The sequence below is a fragment of the Bacillus songklensis genome (genome assembly GCF_042649685.1).
In the GTDB taxonomy this organism is placed as follows: domain Bacteria; phylum Bacillota; class Bacilli; order Bacillales; family Bacillaceae_H; genus Bacillus_BA; species Bacillus_BA songklensis.
On sequence record NZ_JBHRZT010000020.1, the window covers coordinates 38994 to 58259 of the forward strand.

Consider the following 19266-nt stretch of genomic DNA (forward strand, 5'->3'; position numbering starts at 1 on the left):
TTTATTTCCCCCTTACAATTGTTCCGATATTTTCGCCTAAAACAGCGCGTTTAATGTTTCCTTCTTCCATAATGGAGAAGACAATTAAAGGAATATGATTATCCATACATAATGAAGAAGCTGTAGAATCCATGACAGCCAACCCTTCTTTTAATACATCAATATAAGATAATGAGTCGTATTTCACTGCATCAGGCACTTTAGCCGGGTCAGCGTTGTAAACGCCGTCTACATTATTTTTCGCCATTAAAATCACATCGGCTTCAATTTCCGCGGCACGAAGAGCCGCAGTTGTATCCGTAGAAAAATAAGGATTCCCTGTACCAGCCGCAAAAATGACCACGCGTTTTTTCTCCAAATGACGAATTGCTTTGCGTCTTATGTATGGCTCTGCTACCTGGCGCATTTCAATCGATGTTTGCACGCGAGATTCCACACCGAAATTCTCTAAGCTGTCTTGAAGAGCCAATGAGTTCATGACTGTTGCGAGCATTCCCATATAGTCCGCTGTTGCACGATCCATACCCATTTCACTGCCGATTTTGCCGCGCCAAATGTTACCGCCGCCTACAACAACTGCTACTTCAACGCCAAGCTCTTGAATCTCCTTTACTTGCTTTGCGATTGATTTAATGATTTCCGGATTGATTCCAAAGCCTTGTTTTCCCGCTAGCGCTTCCCCGCTCAGCTTTAACACGATTCGTTTGTACTTAGCATTACTCATGAATAAACCTCCATCGTCATGAATGCAAAACGCATTTTTTCAAAAACAGGGAACACATGGTCAAACACTGTGTTCCCTGTTTTATTAAGCTATGTTAGTCTTATTTTTTAACCTGGCTCATTACTTCTTCAGCGAAGTTGTCTTGACGTTTTTCGATACCTTCACCTACTTCGTAACGAACGAAAGTTTTAACAGTTGCGCCTTTAGATTCAACGAATTGACGAACTTTTTGGTCTGGGTTTTTAACGAAAGATTGGTCTAGTAAGCAAATGTCTTCGAAGAATTTGCTTAAACGGCCTTCTACCATTTTCGCAACGATGTTTTCAGGTTTACCTTCGTTAAGAGCTTGTTGAGTTAATACTTCACGCTCACGCTGTGTTTCTTCTGCAGAAACTTGGTCACGGGAAACGTATTTAGGGTTGATTGCTGCGATATGCATTGATACATCTTTAGCAGCGGCTTCATCAGTTGTACCTTCTAGTACAGTTAATACTGCGATACGGCCGCCCATGTGTAAGTAAGCGCCAAATGCATCAGCATCTGTTTTTGATAGAATTTCGAAGCGACGAAGAGATAACTTCTCACCAATTTTTGCGATTGCGTTGTTGATGTGCTCTTGAACAGTTGAACCGTTGTCCATTTTTTGTTCTAACGCTTCTTCAACAGTAGCAGGCTTGTGTGCTAAAAGATGAGCAGCTAATTCTTTTGTTAATTGTACGAAACCTTCGTTTTTCGCAACGAAGTCGGTCTCAGAGTTTACTTCCAAGATAACAGCGTCGTTGCCGGAAACTTCGATAACCGCTAAACCTTCCGCAGCGATACGGTCAGCTTTTTTTGCAGCTTTTGCGATACCTTTTTCACGAAGGTAGTCAATAGCTTTTTCCATGTCACCGTTAGTTTCAGTTAATGCTTTTTTGCAATCCATCATACCAGCGCCAGTTTTTTCACGTAACTCTTTTACCATTTGTGCAGTAATTGCCATGTTTAAGTTCCTCCTTAGTGGATTATGTATATAAAAGTGATGAATCTTTCTTAAAAAAAGGTGATAAAAGGCTATCCCCTCTTATCACCTTTCGTTCATTAAGCAGTAGTTGTTTCAGTTGCTGCTGTTTCTTCACCTTGTTTAGCTTCCAAAATTGCATCGGCGATTTTAGAAGTTAAAAGCTTAACAGCGCGGATTGCATCATCGTTTGCAGGGATAACATAATCGATTTCGTCTGGATCGCAGTTTGTATCAACGATACCAACGATAGGAATGTTTAATTTTTTCGCTTCAGCCACTGCAATGCGCTCTTTGCGAGGGTCGATGATGAATAATGCATCTGGAAGCTGCTTCATATCTTTGATACCGCCTAAGAACTTCTCAAGACGCTCTAATTCTTTCTTAAGCTGAACAACTTCTTTTTTAGGTAAAACATCAAAAGTGCCGTCTTCTTGCATTTTTTCAATGTCTTTTAGACGTTTGATACGCTTTTGAATGGTTTCGAAGTTTGTTAAAGTACCACCTAACCAGCGTTGGTTTACAAAGTACATACCTGAACGCTCAGCTTCTTCTTTAACAGAATCTTGAGCTTGTTTTTTCGTACCAACGAAAAGCATAGTGCCGTTGTTAGCAGCGAGCTCTTTTACGAAGTTGTACGCTTCTTCTACTTTTTTCACAGTTTTTTGAAGGTCAATGATGTAGATACCATTGCGCTCTGTGAAAATGTATTTTTTCATTTTTGGGTTCCAACGGCGTGTTTGGTGACCGAAGTGAACACCAGCTTCAAGTAATTGTTTCATTGAAATTACTGACATGATTCTTCCTCCTAAAATGGTTTTGATTATCCTCCGCTCATTTCATTTTCAGCCAAGACTGCACAGGCAGCACCGTTGTCTGAATCCATGAACGTGTGTATTAACACCATGAACAAATATAGCATACTCAAAATTCACAAGCAAGTTAAAATTAACGATTCTTGTTGAAAACAAGCAATAATTCGATTTCTGTTTTCCCTCTATGTAAATATTTAGCAATTTCTTCTATTGTTAAACCTTCTTTTTGCAACGAAATGGCCATTTTTTTTATTTGCTGTGGTGTGAGGTCTTTAATGTTTATTTGTTCCAAAAGCAAATGATCATTTTCTTGAATCTTGTTATTCCGAATAAGCGGCCGGCCGTGATTGGCCTCCGATTGATTTTCCTGCACCTGTGCTCTCAACAAATGCTGAAAATCTTGATCTGTCGGTATACTCACATCTTCAAAGGCCGATCTTTCCTTTTCGGGTGTTTTTTTTATTTTCAGTTTTGGGGATTGACTCCGTTTTATTTGTTGAAATTTTTGAATGAATTCATCATTTTGTTCTTTCATTTCCATCAAATAAGATGAAACAACCTCTTCTATTTCCTTCATCATCGCCGATTGTTTTTGTTCCATTTCTTTTAAGCGTGAAAGGCGTGTATACAAGACGACGATAGATAAAAGAGATAAACCGTGTAACACAAAACTGCCAATCAGGATCCATGCCAACATGTTTTTACCCTCTTACAATTGATCTTCCTTACATGATTTTCCCTAAAATGTTCCGCATTTTAAACAATGCCTTTGAATGAATTTGAGAGATGCGGGAAGTCGACAATCCAAGTACTTGTCCAATCTCTGTAAAAGTCAATTCCTCTTTATAAAACAGAGAAATAACGAGCTGTTCTTTTTCATTTAATTGGTTGATCACCTCAATGAGCTCACGATACAACTCTTCTCTTAATATGTCTTCTTCTGGTGTTAACGTTTTCTCATCCTTCAACGAGAAGGATTGGTTTTCATGGTCTTCCAAATCCTTGGGCTGCTCTTCCATGGACAATATATTTGCAAAAAAACCTTCATTCATCGTTTGAATGACTTCATCTTCCGACAAACCCAACTCTCCTGCAATCTCTTTTGTTGTCACACTTCGCAAATATTTCTGCTCTAATCGCTCTGAAGCGGCTTCGATTTTTTTTGCTTTTTCTCTCGCGCTTCTTGACAGCCAATCTTCTTTACGCAACCCGTCTAAAATCGCGCCGCGTATTCGAAATGAAGCATATGTATCAAACTTTAGTTCTCGTTCATGGTCGAATTTTTCAAGTGCATCGTATAATCCGACTAACCCTAGGCTGACTAAATCGTCCCGATTTACGCTTTTAGGTAACCCAACCGAAATTCGCTGAACATGATAATGGACAAGCGGCATGTATGTTTGAACTAATGCGTTGCCTGCATGAGAATCGCGTGAGTGTATCCATTTTTGCCAATATTGTTGTTCATCAGTCGTTGACATACGTGACATAAACTCTCTCCTTCCTCATGCTGACGAATGATGGCTTCCGCCTTAACCATTTCTTATTATAACAAACGATCGTTTGTTGAATAAGCACAGATTTGATTTCTTGATAATTATAGTTCCATCGACCCGCGATTTACTGTACGTATTTGCAACATCCCTGTTTTCGGGTTAAATTCAATGGTACGGCCGTTATTGCCCCCCACGTCTTTTGCTACAAGGGGGATACCCTGCTTTTTCAATTCTTGCTCCACCGCTTCTACGTTTCGGGGTCCTATTCTCATGAAGTCATTCGATGAAGTGAATTGAAACATTTGGGCTCCCCCCGCCATTTTTGCCTTCAAGTGACGTTTTTGGGCTCCCATTTTCAACAAATGGCGGATGAGAACTACAACGCCGGTGTCCGCATACTTTGCTTCATTTATCGTACCCGTTTTAGCCAAAGTTGAATCCGGAAGCATCACATGCACCAATCCGGCAAGTTCGCCCGGCAAATCATAGATGATTACCCCGACGCAAGAACCCAATCCTGATGTTCGAATAAGATTAGGCGCTTTTACAACGCCCATCTCCGCGATTCCCACCTTTACGACTTGTATACGATTATCCATGGTCAGCAACTCCTAGTGCTGAAAAAATGGCAGTAAACGAATCAGGATCCGGAATAAGCAAAAAATGGCCCTTAAAGGAGGCAGTGCATTCTTCATCGTCATACATTACCGTATCAATCATAATCGCGTAATCACTTGTATGGGACACTTCCACCAATCCATTGCCGATAACAGCCCCGGCCATATCGATACAAAGACTTGGAATTGATGGCATCATCTGAAGATTCGTGAAATCGGAAAGAGAAGATAAATAAGAGCCGGCCAAAATATTTCCAATCTCCTTCAATGCCGACAAAGCAAGATTTGAAAAAGGAGGAGCCAAAAATGAAACGGTTCGATCTTGCATGATTTCCTGAACAAAACGATCCGCTTCTTCTAAGGGTAAAATGACAAACATACTGCCCGGCACATCTCCCGTTATACGGAAAAATATACTGACCACCACATGTTCGACCCCTCCTGCCACTTCCATCATTTCATTGAAACTAATAATTTTCACATCCGGTACTTTCATATCAATACGACGATTTAATAACCGGGAAAGGGCAGTAGCAGAATGGCCCGCTCCTATATTGCCGATCTCCTTCAACACATCGAGATGGGTTGAGTTTAAAGGATGAAATAGTGTCATTCTTATCCCTTCTATCATCTATTATTCTTTTATCTCCGCAATCTCCAGTACTTGTGATAAATTCAATAAGATTAGCAAGCGGCGGTCAATTTTAATGACCCCTTTTAAATAATCTGCCTCAATCCCACCGACTACTTCCGGAGGAGGTTCAATCATTGCTGAATCGATGTCAATCACATCATTTGCCGCATCTACAACCAGACCGACTTCCATGTCTTGCAACGCTACGATAATAATACGGGTATTCTCATTATAGGAAATGCTCCCTAAATGAAAACGCGTCCGCAAATCAATAATGGGAGTAACGACGCCCCTTAGGTTAATGACTCCCTTTACATAAGGAGCGGTCCTTGGCACGCGCGTAATATGCTGTAGTTTTTCAATAGAACGCACATCATTGACCGGAATGCAATATTCTTCATCGTTTAATTGAAACACAATCACTTTCATCTCCATACACTCTCTCCCTTTCTCTTCGAATAGAATTTAGCTAGTTGGTCATGTAATAGAACCAGTGATGTCATACTCCCGACTCGTTGATGTGAACGGTTTTTGGCATACACTCAGCACGAGCCGAAAGTTTACGACTTAAATACCGCCCCGCTATTTAATTAAAGCGTTACAATCCACAATCAGGGCTACTTGGCCATCGCCTAAAATCGTAGCGCCCGAAATGGCAAACACACTATTTAAATAGTTTCCTAGCGATTTTAAGACTACTTCCTGCTGCCCAATGAAAGAATCAACAACAAGCCCTGCCATTTTTTCACCCTTTCGGACAATGACAACAGAATGATAACTCTCTTCTTCAGCCAATGCTGGTACTTCAAATATTTCTTTTAAATAAACTAGCGGCACAATTTTCCCGCGGAAATCGATGACTTTCTGATTATGGGCATGTAAAATATCCTCTTTTCTAACAATGGCTGTCTCAATAATCGATGAAAGAGGGATAGCGTACTTTTCCTGAACTATCTCAACCAGAAGAACGGAAATAATGGATAATGTCAGCGGAAGCTGAATAGAGAAAACGGATCCTGCTCCTTCTATAGAATCGATCGAAACAGATCCCCCAAGTGATTCAATCGTATTTTTCACAACATCTAACCCAACACCGCGTCCTGATACGTCTGAAATTTTATCCGCAGTTGAAAAACCTGATGAAAAAATGAGTTCGTATACTTGTTTATTGGAAAGAGAAGAAGCTGCTTGTTCAGTAACAATTCCATTTTTGATTGCTTTTTTCAATACTTTTTCACGGCTAATTCCCGCTCCGTCATCTTCTAAATCAATAAATACATGGTTTCCGCTGTGATAAGCTTTTAGGAGGACCGTTCCTTCCTCCTGTTTTCCTTGATTGCGGCGTACTTCAGGTGTTTCAATGCCGTGATCAATCGCATTTCGCAGTAAATGGACAAGCGGATCACCAATCTCGTCAATGACCGTGCGATCAAGTTCCGTTTCTGCACCGATAATTTCAAGATGAATCTGCTTTCCTAAATCCCGGGCGAGTTGGCGCACCATACGCGGAAAGCGATTAAAAACGGTTTCCACTGGCACCATCCGCATATTTAAAATGATATTTTGCAGATCCCCTGATATGCGCGACATTCTCTCAACCGTTTCATGGAGCTCATTGTTGTCTAACTCTTTTGAAATTTGTTCTAAACGGCCCCGATCGATAACAAGCTCTTCAAACAAATTCATGAGAATATCCAGGCGCTCGATATTCACACGGATCGTTTTTTGAGAATGCTGTGCTTTGACACTTGTTTGTTCAGACTTTGCAGCAGCATTTTTCTCAGAAGAAGGTTCTCGCACATTTTGCCGGGATGAAGCAGTTGATGAAATTTGTTCTTCATTTAGGGTTTCAGCAACTGGCAGCTCGATGGTTTTTATCTCTATACTTGCAACCTCTGAAACTTTCATAATACGCTGTCTCACTTCATCTCTGTCTGCTTGGGTCACAACGCTTACTGTAAAAGAAGAATCAAACTGTTCCTCTTCCAACTTTTGAGTATCAGGGACAGATTTAATGACTTCCCCAATCTGTTCGATCACTTCAAAGACCATATATACACGCGCAGCTTTTAATAGACAGTCATCATTTAGTGTGACCGTAACCTCGTACGGGTAAAAACCTTTTTCTTTTGATTGAACAAGAACGGTAGTTTCAAACTCATCATATTCGATGGTCTGGACATCTAGTAAACTACGTGTTGTCTCCGCCGCTGCAGCTACTGGCGATGGAGTGTCGGGAGCATAACCGTTCTCAATCATTTTCAGCTGGGCGACTACCTGGGCTACATCTCTCGTTCCGTCCCCGCCGCTTGCAATGGATTGGACCATCGCTTCTAAATCGTCTACAGATTGAAATACGACATCCAGTACTCCCGTTGTGACGGAAATCTGTTTATTTCGGATTCCATCTAACACATTTTCCATCTGATGAGTCAAACTAGCCAAATCTTCATAACCCATCGTTGCAGACATCCCTTTTAATGTATGGGCTGAACGAAAAATTTCATTAACAATTGTTAAATCTTCCGGATTTTTCTCAAGTTCTAATAACTGATCATTGATATTCTGGAGATGCTCTTTACTTTCTTCAATAAACACTTCTAAGTATTGTGCCATTTCCATTTGGCTTAGACCCCCTAAGTCTGTAAATATTGAGAAATCGTATTTGATATGAAAGTAAGCGGTTGAACCTCATCTACTAAGCCCGTACCAATCGCAGATTTAGGCATTCCATATACAATGGATGTTTCTTCAGATTCAGCAATTGCAACCGTGTTGCCAACTGATTTTAAAGTTTTAAGCCCTTCTGTTCCATCAGCTCCCATTCCGGTTAATATCACGGCTATTTTTTTATAATCCTTTAATTGACTGATTGATTCAAATAACACATCCACTGATGGGCGATGTCCTTTTCGCGGTTCCGATTCATTCAGATGTGCTGTCAGCGCTGTACCCATTTTTCGCACAGTCAAATGATAGCCGCCGGGCGCTATATAGGCTGTATCTCTTTGAAAAATCTCTCCATCCTCCGCTTCTTTAACGTTCAAATCTGACAGAGAATTTAGGCGGCTGGCCAATGATTTCGTGAAACCCGGAGGCATATGCTGCACAATTAAAATCGGTGCACCCAATCCTTTTGGCAAGTGCGTCAAAACTTCCTGCAATGCTTTTGGGCCGCCGGTTGACGTTCCGATACACACAATACTTTTGGCCACTTTCACTGGAATAACCCTGTTATCACTAGATGGATATAGTTCTATACTACTATTTTTATCAGACAAAAAACTAGTAGTCTGAGAAAAACTAAGACTTTCATCCATTCTGAAGGCATGTAAATTCGCCTTACTTGCTAACACCACTTTTTTAACCAGCTGTTCTTTTACTTTATGTAAATCCAATGATATGGCACCGGAGGGCTTGGCAATAAAATCCACGGCACCATATTGCATTGCCAATACCGTATTATAAGCTCCCCCGTATGTTGTGCTTGATAACATGACAACAGGAATCGGATTTGTTTTCATGATGCGCTTCAACGTTTCAAGTCCATTCATCACTGGCATTTCGACATCTAATGTCACTACATCAGGATGGAGCTCTTCTATTTTCTTTAAAGCGTCTTGTCCGTTTCTGGCTGTACCGATAACTTGTATACGATCGTCCTCTTCAAGAAAATCCATAATCAATTTACGCATAAAAGCAGAATCATCCACTATCAGAACATTTATTTTTTTCACCCAAACACACTCCTACCTTTCAAGGAAATGTTTTCGTAACCTCTCAATAAAGCTTAGCGGTTTTGTTTCTGGAAGTTTCACTGATGTATTTAAAAGGTAGCGGCTCGTAACATCGCCAATTGCTTTGCTTGCTGCGCTTTTAGGATCAAATAAGATAAAAGGGACCTGTCTAACAACGGCACGGCCAACCGATTTATCATCCGGTATGACCCCGAGCAAGTGAGATTCCTTATGTAAAAAGCGTTTGATGACACTATTCAACCGTTCATAAACCGATATCCCTTCTTGATAGGAATCCGCTTTATTAATGACAAGTGAATGTTTTACGGAAATATCATTCATGCTTAAAAACTTTATCGCTGCATAAGCGTCCGTTATGGAAGTAGGTTCAGGAGTGGTAATAATCACAATTTCGTTTACAGCTTTCAAAAACTGTACCATTCCTTCTGACATACCCGCTCCCATATCAAAAATAACATAATCATACGATTGAAGAATGGTACTGAACTCAGTGATTAACCGTTCTACTCTTTCCGATGATAATTCAAAGATAGAAGCAATCCCGGTCCCCCCGGCGATATAAGATAAATCGCCAGGCCCTTTCTGAATAACCTTATGAATCGGCAGTTGTTTTTCAAACATATCAACAAGGGTATGAGAGGTGGATAGCCCCATTAAAATATCAATATTGCCCATTCCTATATCCATATCACATAGTAACACGCCGTAGCCTTTTTTAGATAACCGCAAGGAGAAATTCAACGAAAAATTGGATTTTCCAACCCCGCCTTTCCCGCTTAGAACCGCAATGGCTTTCGCATCCCTTTGTTGTTGTAGATGTTGAAGCTGCATACGCAGTGATTCAGCTTGATCTTTCATTCTCATCCTACATTTCTCCAAACATTAAATTCACAATTTGCTCCTGTGAGGCTTCTGCTAGATCATCCGGTACATTTTGCCCGTTCGTCATATAACCGACTCCTTTTTCGTATGCAAAAATCATATTCAGAATCGCTCCATATGTGGAAGTCTCATCAAGCTTTGTAAAAATGAAGGCATCGATTGGAGCGGACGAGAACTGCTCACAAATGGCTTTCATATCCTGCATTTTCGTTGTTAAAGATAAAACAAGAAATGTGCAAATCTCCTCATCTACAGAAAACATTTCTTTCAACTCTTCTACATATTGCTGTTCTTTAAAATTCCGTCCCGCTGTATCAATTAAAACGACATCGCAGTGTGCAAGAGAGTGGATAGCCGCTTGAACATCTTCTTTGCTATAGCAAACTTCGATCGGTACATTTAAGATATTGGCATATGTTTTCAACTGATCGATAGCCGAAATCCGATATGTATCAGTTGTAATGAAAGCCACCTTTTTTTGATACTGTATCATGCATTTGGCTGCAATTTTAGCTAACGTCGTTGTTTTTCCCACTCCTGTCGGGCCTATTACATTAATATATTTTTTGGTGAAGTCAATTCCCCCGAATGGCTCAATGGGAGAAAGCTTTTCAAACATCCATTTTTTCGTCCAGTTAATGAGGTCCTCTTCCGTAGCACTCGCTTTGTTTAAATAATAAAACTCCAATAAAGCCGGAACGATACGATCGATGATGTTTTGATCGATTTCTTGCAATTGCAGCTTTTTGATGATTTGATCCACCCTTACAGGAAGCTTAGTATTCACTGAATGTTTCATGATTGTCAATTGTTCCAGCATTTTTTTTAAATCATTGATTTCGTGGACAATCTCATCATTACTTTTTTGCACGGGAGGATGTAAAGGGAGAGAAGCGGACCGCTGCTCCTTCGGCCGCTTCTTCTCAACCGTTGCTGGCCGCGAATCAACAGCAGCAATCACCTCCATGCTTTTTTTCCTGAAGAGACCAAACAGGCCGCCCGTCTGCACAACTCTCGAATTTAAGATCACAGCATCATTGCCAAGCTCTTTCCGAATCATGCTCATTGCTTCAGGCATAGATGAAGCCATATATTTTTTCACCTTCATTCGATGTTCACCACTCCTACGCTTTGTACTTCAACATTTGATTCCAATTCGTTATAAGATAAAACGGGTACTTGCGGCAAATGTCTTTCAATTAATTGCCTTACATACATTCGAACAGCAGGCGAGCATAACAAAACGGGTGTTTGCTCAAGCATGGACATTTGTTCCGCTTGCTGGGCAATGTTTTCAATGATCGCTTGAGAAGTTTGCGGATCTAAAGATAAATAATTTCCATGCTCTGTTTGCTGTACACCTTCTGCCAGCGCTTTTTCAATACGCCCTGATAGGGTCATTACTTTTAATGATTCACCTTCCACTGTATACTGGTTCGTGATTTGGCGGGCCAGCCCTTGACGTACATACTCTGTCAACAAGTCTGTATCAGATGTCATTTTTCCAAAATCAGCAAGCGTTTCAAAGATGACCGGCAAATTTCGGATTGACACTTTTTCCTTTAATAAATTTGCTAACACCTTTTGAACCTCTCCTATGGAAAGCGGATTCGGTGTCACTTCCTCCACTAAAATCGGGTACGAGTCTTTTAGATGATCGATCAATTGCTTCGTCTCTTGTCGTCCGAGCAGTTCATGGGCATTTAATTTAATAACTTCCGTAATATGGGTAGATACAACAGAAGGCGGATCTACGACCGTGTATCCAAACATTTCAGCTTGTTCTTTGATGGCTTCACTGATCCATTTGGCCGGCATACCAAATGCAGGTTCGATTGTGTCAATTCCATCCAATGAATCGTCTTCAATTCCCGGACTGATGGCTAAATAATGGTCTAGAAGCAGCTCGCCCCTTGCCATTTCGTTTCCTTTTATTTTTAAACGGTACTCGTTTGGTTGCAGTTGAATGTTATCGCGTATACGGACAACGGGAATCACAATTCCAAGCTCAAGGGCAAGCTGACGGCGAATCATGACGATTCGATCTAACAAATCGCCCCCCTGGTTCGTATCTGCAAGAGGAATTAATCCGTAGCCAAATTCAAACTCAATCGGATCTACACTCAATAAGTTAACGACACTTTCAGGGCTTTTCATCTCATCGGCTTGTGATTCTTCTTCTTCAAAAATCCCCTGGGCTTGCGCTTCTGTTGTTTGTGCACGGGAAATATAATATCCTCCTCCTGCTAAGAGGAAAGCGATCGGCAGTGTAATAATATCGTTGATCGGTGTTATGAGACCTAAAGCGGCAATTGTTCCACCCGTCACATACAACATGGTAGGGAAAGAAAAAAGCTGCCCCGTAATATCTTGACTTAAATTTCCATTCGATGCAGCCCTTGTCACGATAATCCCGGTGGCCGTTGAAATCATGAGCGCCGGAATTTGGCTAACAAGCCCATCCCCGACAGTTAACAAAGTAAACTTTTGGGATGCTTCCCCAATAGACATCCCCATTTGCAGCATGCCGATGATAATGCCAAAGATAATATTGATAATGGTGATGATGATTCCTGCAATCGCATCTCCTTTTACAAATTTACTCGCACCGTCCATCGCTCCATAAAAGTCTGCTTCCCGCTGAATTTTTTCTCTTCGTTCAATGGCTTGCTGTTCTGAAATCATCCCTGCATTTAAATCGGCATCAATACTCATTTGTTTACCGGGCATTGCATCGAGCGTGAAGCGTGCAGCCACTTCGGACACACGCTCTGCCCCTTTTGTAATGACAATAAATTGAATGATAATCAAAATTAAGAACACGACAAATCCCACAAGCGGCTTTCCGCCAATTACAAAATGTCCGAACGTCTCAACGACTCCCCCGCCTTCACCCGTTCCCAGAATAGAACGAGTAGTCGATACATTTAATCCAAGGCGAAATAATGTCAAAATGAGCAACAAAGAAGGAAACACAGAAAGCTCAAGCGGCTCTTTCATGTTCATGGATACTAATAAAACTAAAAGGGCAAGAGATATATTGATCATGATCAAAAAACTAAGCAACCATGTTGGAAGGGGAATAACAAGCATAACAATAATAAGAACAACACCTAAAATAACGGGCAAATCTCTTGCTGACATTCACTATTCTCTCCTTACTATAAAGAAAACTTGGCTAACGCCAAGCCTTTAGGCGCCGGCGATCGCCTAGTTGCACTTATGCAGTTAAGAAAGATGGATCTTTCTTAACTTTTATTTTTGATTCGATAAACGTAGGCTAAAATTTCCGCCACCGCTTTAAAGAATTCTTCCGGAATCGGGTCCCCTATATCTGTTTGTTCATATAACGCTCTTGCGAGAGGACGGTTTTCTACCATGACAATGTCATGATTTTGAGCAACGCTTTTAATTTTTTGGGCTAAATGATCAACCCCCATCGCTATGACGAAAGGTGCATCCATTTTTCCCTCATCATATTTAAGAGCTATGGCATAATGGGTTGGGTTTGTGATCACGACATCTGCCTTAGGTACTTCTTGCATCATTCGTGACATTGCCATTTCTCGTTGTCTTTGTTTGATTTTCGATTTGATCTGAGGATCTCCCTCGATGTTCTTATATTCATCTTTAATGTCTTGCTTTGACATACGGATGCTTTTTTCAAAATCATACTTTTGATACAAATAATCAAAAAGAGATAAGAAAAGCAAAACAATAGAGGCCGCTATCCCCATTTGAAACACGAGCTTTGCAAGCACAACAAGGCTGTCCATCAGCCCTTTTTGTGAAAGTAAGAGTACTTCGCTCCGGTTTGTCCATAAAATAGCGAACGTGACCGTTCCCACCAATGTAATTTTCAAAATGGATTTCAACAATTCCACAAGGGCGCGAATCGAAAAGATTCGTTTAACTCCATGAATGGGATTAATTTTATTTAAATTCGGTTTTAATGTTTCAGTAGAAAATAAAAAACCGATTTGTATATAATTTGTTGCAATTCCACCTATTAACGCAACCAACATAATAGGTCCAACTGCAACTGCAATCTCCGGCAATAAGTCAAACAAGATGGACATAATATTCTCTTCTGTCACATCAAGCAATAGGTAATGTTCATAACTATGTGTGATAAGATGCATAAACTGTTTTAATAAAGATTTCGCTCCAAATGAGAAATACAAAAAAATAAGCAAGAGAACAAGCGCTGTACTAACATCCTGGCTTTTGGCTACCTGCCCTTTTTTTCGAGACTCCTGTCTCTTTTTCGGGGTCGCTTTTTCTGTTTTTTCACCAGCAAAAAATTGTAGATCTAAGCGTAACATCAACAACGCTATCCTCCTAAAATGTTCATTAACGCTCTCATGGCATAAAGCATTTGCTCAAAAATACGTTGAACAACCATAAACATGCTGCCCATTGCTACAATCAGCAACACAAATGAGATGATGATCTTAACAGGAAAACCTACCACAAAAATATTTAACTGCGGAACAGTACGTGCAATAATGCCTAATGCAACATCGACTAAAAAAATTGAACCGACGATAGGAAGAGACATTTGGACCGCAATCAAAAACATTGTCGTAAAGGTCTTGGTAACGAGCTGAACGAAAGACTCTTCCCCCAGGGCAATTGACAGATCCTCTATTTTAATAACTTGATAGCTATGATAAATTCCATCTATTAAAAGATGGTGCCCGTCAATGGAGAGTAGAAACAGCAATGACAATATATTCAAATATTGTCCTAACAGCGGGCTTTGCCCCCCTGTTTGGGGATCAATCACACTGGCGATGGCAAATCCCATCTGAAAATCGATAAGCCCTCCTGCTATTTGAATGCCCATCATCACCATATAAGCGATTAACCCAAGTGTTAAGCCCACGATACATTCTTTTAAAACAAGCAAAATAAACTCATCATTGATTTCAATTTCAGGCACTTTCATCGTGGATAAAAGAATGAACGATAATATAACAGACAAACCGACTTTATGGGAAGTTGGGATGTTTCGATATGAGAATACAGGTACCGTTACAAAAAAAGATGCAATACGAACCAAAACAAGCAAAAAAGCCGGGAAATATGAAAGTAAATCGTTCATTGTCATCCTACATAATGATGAAGATTCGCTAGTATATCATGGGTAAATGTTAGTATTCTCGATAACATCCACGGACCAAAAAAAACGATGCCTAAAAACACGGCCACAATCTTTGGGACAAAAGCTAACGTCTGTTCTTGAATTTGGGTAGTTGCCTGAAAGATACTGACAATTAAACCCACGGCGAGTGCCAGTAATAAAAGCGGACCACACACGATTAAAATCGTGTAGATCCCTTTTTCTGCTAATGATATTACAAATTCACTATTCATTTCTCTCACCTATTGAAAGCTTAACAGTAAAGATTTAATGACTAAATTCCATCCGTCTACCAATACGAACAACAATATTTTAAAAGGCAAGGCAATCATCACAGGCGGAAGCATCATCATCCCCATGGACATTAACACGCTTGCTACAATCATATCAATCACTAAAAACGGAATAAAAATCATAAATCCAATTTGAAAAGCTGTTTTCATTTCACTAATTGCGTATGCCGGAACAAGGGCAGTTAACGGAATATCCTTCACCGATTCGGGTTTTGGTGCATTTGTATATTCCAAAAACAGAGCTAAATCCTTTTGACGTGTATTTTTGCTCATAAACTCCTTCATTGGTACGGCTGCTTTTTCATATGCCTCTTCTAACGTGATCTTTTCTTCGAATAAAGGCTCCAGCGCTTCTTTATGCACTTGCGAAAATACCGGTGCCATAATAAAAAAAGTTAAGAATAAAGACAAACCTATAATGACCTGGTTAGGCGGCATTTGCTGTGTCCCTAATGAAGTTCGAACAAAAGACAAGACAATGACAATTCGGGTAAAACATGTTGTTAAGATTAAAATGCTTGGAGCAAGTGAAAGAACCGTTAAAAGTAAAAGTAACTTAACAGAGGTTGACACATTTGCAGGGTCACTTGCATTGAAAATTTCCATAAACTCATTCATTGCCTCGGTCGGTCCTTTCAAGTTCATTCATTAAAGCGTTACGTTCCTTGGAGATTTCCCTCGTTTTCTCTTTCAGTACTTGTACAAAATCCCCCTTGGCTGTTTCAGTTTGATTTTTCCTTTTATCGAATAGTCCAGGAAAAATCACTTTAAAATCACCTTGTAATTGATTTGATTCACTCAGCGACCGCAACAGCCGCTCTTTTTCCTGTTCATCCTGCACCTCTGTCAATAGCTGGACAGATTCCCCTACTCCCAGTACTAAAACCCGTTCCCCAATTTTAATGATTTGGACGGAACGATGGCTGCCCAAAGAAGTTCCTCCTAAATTTTGAATGACGCGATTCGCTTGAAACAAGCGGTTTCGCTTATTCAATATTTTCAGAAGAGCATACAATAAACCCAATACAAATAGAAAAGCGGAGAACATTTTAACAAAATCCCATACTGAGACGATGCTCCCAGACTCGCTATTTGCAGTGTTCTCTTCGTCTGGCTCAGTCTTGGTTGTTTCTTTACATTTTTCAGGATGATCAATACATTCTTTGACAGATAGCGGCGATTGCTCCGCCAACACCCTGGTTTGCGGAGCAATCACTAAAATGAATGACAGGATGAGATATACAACCATTCTTTGCAGCAAAGTTTCTGTCACTCTCTTCTTATGAATTTAGGCCAACGTTTTTGAAATAGCTTCTAATACTCGGTCTGCCTGGAACGGCTTTACAATAAAGTCTTTCGCACCTGCTTGGATCGCATCGATAACCATCGCTTGCTGCCCCATGGCTGAACACATAATAACCTTCGCAGCCGGATTCATTTTTTTTATTTCTTTCAACGCCGTAATTCCATCCATTTCCGGCATCGTGATATCCATTGTTACCAAATCCGGCTGGTGTTCCTTGTATTTTTCAATCGCTTGCATGCCGTCCGCTGCTTCAGCAACAACTTCGTAACCGTTTTTCGTTAAAATATCTTTAATCATCATGCGCATAAACGCTGCATCATCCACGATTAAAATACGTTTTGACATTCTATTGTCCCCCTCTTATATATGTTAACGCAACTTATTAATACGATCTTTTTGGCTGACAATGTCCGTTACTCGAACTCCGAAGTTTTCTTCAATGACCACTACTTCGCCTTTGGCAATCAGCTTATTGTTTAATAAAATATCAACAGGCTCACCTGCTAATTTATCCAATTCAATAATGGAACCCGATGAAAGTTCTAAAATTTCTTTTACTGTTCTTTTTGTTCTGCCGAGTTCCACCGTCACCTGAAGAGGAATATCCAATAACATATCTAAATTTCGTATTTCCTGTTCAGGTAATGAAGTATTGTCAAAACTAGAAAACGCCGCTGGGTGTACATCTACAGGATAAGACGGCCGGTTAATATGCTGTGGTCCCTGAGCCGCCTGAAGTGTTGGCTGTCTTGGCGGCTCCGCATTGTTATAAACCGGCGGAGCCGTTTGGGACGCCTCTTGTCCCATGCGGTAAGGCATTTGCGGTTCTGACGGCCTTTCTTGTTTAGGAAACGGATCATAATTCACTGTTGGATCATTGCCAGGCTGCGCATTCACGCTAGGGTTGAGCAAATCATCTACCAGTTGTTTGGCGAAAGGCAGCGGCAATAACTGCATTAAGTCAGAATCAATCAAATCTCCAATTTTCAAGCGAAAGGATACTTGCACTAAAATATCATCAGGCGGTATTTTTTCTGTTCCCTCACCTTCAAGGAGATTAAGCAGTTCCAAGCTTGGCGGAGAAATATCAACTTTTTTGTTAAAGACCGTTGACATGGAGGTAGCGGCAGAACCCATCATTTGATTCATCGCTTCTTGAACGGCACTAAGTTGAATTTCACCCATCAGTTCGGAAGCATTTCTCCCATCTCCCCCAAGCATTAAATCGGCAATAACAGCGGCATCGCTTTGTTTAATGACAAGGAGATTGGCTCCGGAAAAACCCGTTGTATATTTTACTTCAATCGCAACATACGGCTTTGGAAAGGCCGAAGCCAAATCGTTGCGTAAAACAAGTTCCACCTTTGGAGTTGTAATTTCCACTTTTTGATTCAGTAAGGTAGAAAGAGCCGTTGCGGAACTCCCAAATGAAATATTTCCTATTTCCCCAAGGGCATCTTTTTCCATTTCAGAAAAATAATCATCCACCGGGGGCACGTCTGTCTCCCTTGAGGTTAAATCCTCATCAAGTGCACTTCCTCTTAACAGCGCATCAATTTCATCTTGTGAAAGCATGTTGTCACTCATTATCGCTGTCCCCCCCTTTTACTTCGTCCAAAATTTGAACCGAAAGCTTTCTCTTTACTTTTCCTGGCTGTGCTTTAAATTTAGGAATATCCCCAATTTTTATTGTTAAAGGCCGATCGACGGCTTGATTCAATCGAATTACATCTCCAATATCTAACATCAAAAATTCTTGAACAGAAATGTCAGCTGAACCAAGCTCTGCAATAATAGGTAAATCAGCAACTTGAATTTTCTTTTGTAACATTTCCAATTCATACGGCGCCGGTTCTTTTTTCGTTGACTGCATCCAATAATGCATAGAAAGCTTGGGCATGATTGACTCTAGCACAACATGCGGGATACAAATGTTAATCATACCTGTTGTTTCAGCAATTTGTGTATTTAAGGCAATGACCACGACGGTTTCATTCGGTGAAATCATTTGTAAGAATTGTGGATTGATTTCAAATTCAGATAATAAAGGATTAACATCAATGATTCCGGACCAAGCTTCTTGAAAACTATCGAGAGCCCGATCAAATAGATTACTTAACAGTTTTGTTTCGATTTCCGTTAAACTTTCAATTTTATTGATGCTTTCTCCACGGCCGCCGAGTATACGGTCTAACATTGCATATGCTATATTGGGATTCACTTCCATAATGACACGCCCATCAAGCGGCGGCATTTCAATCACATTTAATACAGTCATCTTGGGAACAGACCGGATAAACTCTTCATATGGGATTTGATCGGCCGAAGCCACCGTTATTTGTACAACCGTACGCAGCCTTGCCGATAAAACGGTTGATAACATGCGCGCAAAGTTTTCATGAATGCGCGTTAAACTTCTAATTTGGTCTTTTGAAAAACGTAGTGCCCGCTTAAAATCGTAAGTCTTCACTTTTCGCTCTTGTTCTTCACTTTTCAGCTGTTCTGCATTCATTTCCCCTGTTGATAGTGCAGACAACAAAGCATCGATTTCACTTTGCGATAATACTTCGCCAGCCAACATCCTCACCTCCTCAA

21 protein-coding genes are annotated in these 19266 nt (G+C 40.5%); all 21 read right to left on the minus strand.

The genetic code is table 11. From position 1 onward, the window contains the following. Position 1 precedes the first annotated feature (1 nt). Entirely contained in the window at positions 2–724 is a 723-nt protein-coding gene (pyrH, locus tag ACFOU2_RS03185) for a UMP kinase (RefSeq protein ID WP_377912122.1), read from the minus strand. 100 nt (positions 725–824) lie between these two features. Beyond that, positions 825–1706 (minus strand): translation elongation factor Ts, encoded by an 882-nt coding sequence (gene tsf / locus ACFOU2_RS03190; protein WP_377912124.1) that lies wholly within the window; start codon positions 1704–1706, stop codon positions 825–827. Between the two features lie 98 nt (positions 1707–1804). After that, a complete protein-coding gene (rpsB, locus tag ACFOU2_RS03195; RefSeq protein WP_377912126.1) occupies positions 1805–2521 on the minus strand; it encodes a 30S ribosomal protein S2 in 717 nt (238 codons plus the stop codon). A gap of 151 nt (positions 2522–2672) precedes the next feature. Beyond that, positions 2673–3236 (minus strand): hypothetical protein, encoded by a 564-nt coding sequence (locus ACFOU2_RS03200; RefSeq protein ID WP_377912128.1) that lies wholly within the window; start codon positions 3234–3236, stop codon positions 2673–2675. Positions 3237–3264: 28 nt separating this feature from the next. Continuing rightward, positions 3265–4029 (minus strand): FliA/WhiG family RNA polymerase sigma factor, encoded by a 765-nt coding sequence (locus tag ACFOU2_RS03205; RefSeq protein ID WP_377912130.1) that lies wholly within the window; start codon positions 4027–4029, stop codon positions 3265–3267. A 107-nt stretch (positions 4030–4136) separates the two neighbouring features. Continuing rightward, positions 4137–4634 carry a chemotaxis protein CheD gene (locus ACFOU2_RS03210; protein WP_377912132.1) on the minus strand — a complete coding sequence of 166 codons (498 nt, stop codon included), beginning with the start codon at positions 4632–4634 and terminating at the stop codon, positions 4137–4139. Continuing rightward, positions 4627–5265, minus strand: coding sequence for a chemotaxis protein CheC (locus ACFOU2_RS03215; protein WP_377912134.1), 639 nt, complete (start codon positions 5263–5265; stop codon positions 4627–4629). The genes ACFOU2_RS03210 and ACFOU2_RS03215 overlap by 8 nt, the downstream gene beginning before the upstream one ends. A 21-nt stretch (positions 5266–5286) precedes the next feature. Beyond that, positions 5287–5721 (minus strand): chemotaxis protein CheW, encoded by a 435-nt coding sequence (locus ACFOU2_RS03220; protein WP_377912136.1) that lies wholly within the window; start codon positions 5719–5721, stop codon positions 5287–5289. 147 nt (positions 5722–5868) lie between these two features. Continuing rightward, positions 5869–7908, minus strand: coding sequence for a chemotaxis protein CheW (locus ACFOU2_RS03225; protein ID WP_377912138.1), 2040 nt, complete (start codon positions 7906–7908; stop codon positions 5869–5871). A 14-nt stretch (positions 7909–7922) separates the two neighbouring features. After that, positions 7923–9023, minus strand: a complete 1101-nt coding sequence (locus ACFOU2_RS03230) for a protein-glutamate methylesterase/protein-glutamine glutaminase (protein WP_377912140.1) — start codon at positions 9021–9023, stop codon at positions 7923–7925. A gap of 12 nt (positions 9024–9035) precedes the next feature. Further along, the gene (locus ACFOU2_RS03235; protein ID WP_377913548.1) at positions 9036–9902 is read right to left on the minus strand and encodes a MinD/ParA family protein; all 867 of its coding nucleotides are present in this window, start codon (positions 9900–9902) and stop codon (positions 9036–9038) included. Between the two features lie 7 nt (positions 9903–9909). Beyond that, positions 9910–11034: a flagellar biosynthesis protein FlhF gene (gene flhF / locus ACFOU2_RS03240; RefSeq protein WP_377912142.1), complete on the minus strand. Its 1125-nt coding sequence runs from the start codon at positions 11032–11034 to the stop codon at positions 9910–9912. Further along, positions 11031–13070 (minus strand): flagellar biosynthesis protein FlhA, encoded by a 2040-nt coding sequence (flhA, locus tag ACFOU2_RS03245; RefSeq protein ID WP_377912144.1) that lies wholly within the window; start codon positions 13068–13070, stop codon positions 11031–11033. The genes flhF and flhA overlap by 4 nt, the downstream gene beginning before the upstream one ends. A gap of 104 nt (positions 13071–13174) precedes the next feature. Further along, positions 13175–14251 carry a flagellar biosynthesis protein FlhB gene (gene flhB, locus ACFOU2_RS03250; RefSeq protein WP_377913550.1) on the minus strand — a complete coding sequence of 359 codons (1077 nt, stop codon included), beginning with the start codon at positions 14249–14251 and terminating at the stop codon, positions 13175–13177. Between the two features lie 8 nt (positions 14252–14259). Then, a complete protein-coding gene (gene fliR, locus ACFOU2_RS03255) occupies positions 14260–15033 on the minus strand; it encodes a flagellar biosynthetic protein FliR (RefSeq protein WP_377912146.1) in 774 nt (257 codons plus the stop codon). A gap of 2 nt (positions 15034–15035) precedes the next feature. After that, entirely contained in the window at positions 15036–15305 is a 270-nt protein-coding gene (gene fliQ / locus ACFOU2_RS03260) for a flagellar biosynthesis protein FliQ (protein WP_377912148.1), read from the minus strand. A gap of 9 nt (positions 15306–15314) precedes the next feature. Next, a complete protein-coding gene (gene fliP / locus ACFOU2_RS03265) occupies positions 15315–15983 on the minus strand; it encodes a flagellar type III secretion system pore protein FliP (RefSeq protein ID WP_377912150.1) in 669 nt (222 codons plus the stop codon). Continuing rightward, entirely contained in the window at positions 15976–16638 is a 663-nt protein-coding gene (locus tag ACFOU2_RS03270; RefSeq protein WP_377912152.1) for a flagellar biosynthetic protein FliO, read from the minus strand. The genes fliP and ACFOU2_RS03270 overlap by 8 nt, the downstream gene beginning before the upstream one ends. A 15-nt stretch (positions 16639–16653) precedes the next feature. Continuing rightward, positions 16654–17016, minus strand: a complete 363-nt coding sequence (locus ACFOU2_RS03275; protein ID WP_377912154.1) for a response regulator — start codon at positions 17014–17016, stop codon at positions 16654–16656. A 24-nt stretch (positions 17017–17040) separates the two neighbouring features. Further along, positions 17041–18261 carry a flagellar motor switch phosphatase FliY gene (gene fliY, locus ACFOU2_RS03280; protein ID WP_377913552.1) on the minus strand — a complete coding sequence of 407 codons (1221 nt, stop codon included), beginning with the start codon at positions 18259–18261 and terminating at the stop codon, positions 17041–17043. Next, the gene (fliM, locus tag ACFOU2_RS03285; RefSeq protein ID WP_377912156.1) at positions 18251–19249 is read right to left on the minus strand and encodes a flagellar motor switch protein FliM; all 999 of its coding nucleotides are present in this window, start codon (positions 19247–19249) and stop codon (positions 18251–18253) included. Before fliM ends, fliY begins: the two co-directional genes overlap by 11 nt. Between the last annotated feature and the right edge of the window lie 17 nt (positions 19250–19266).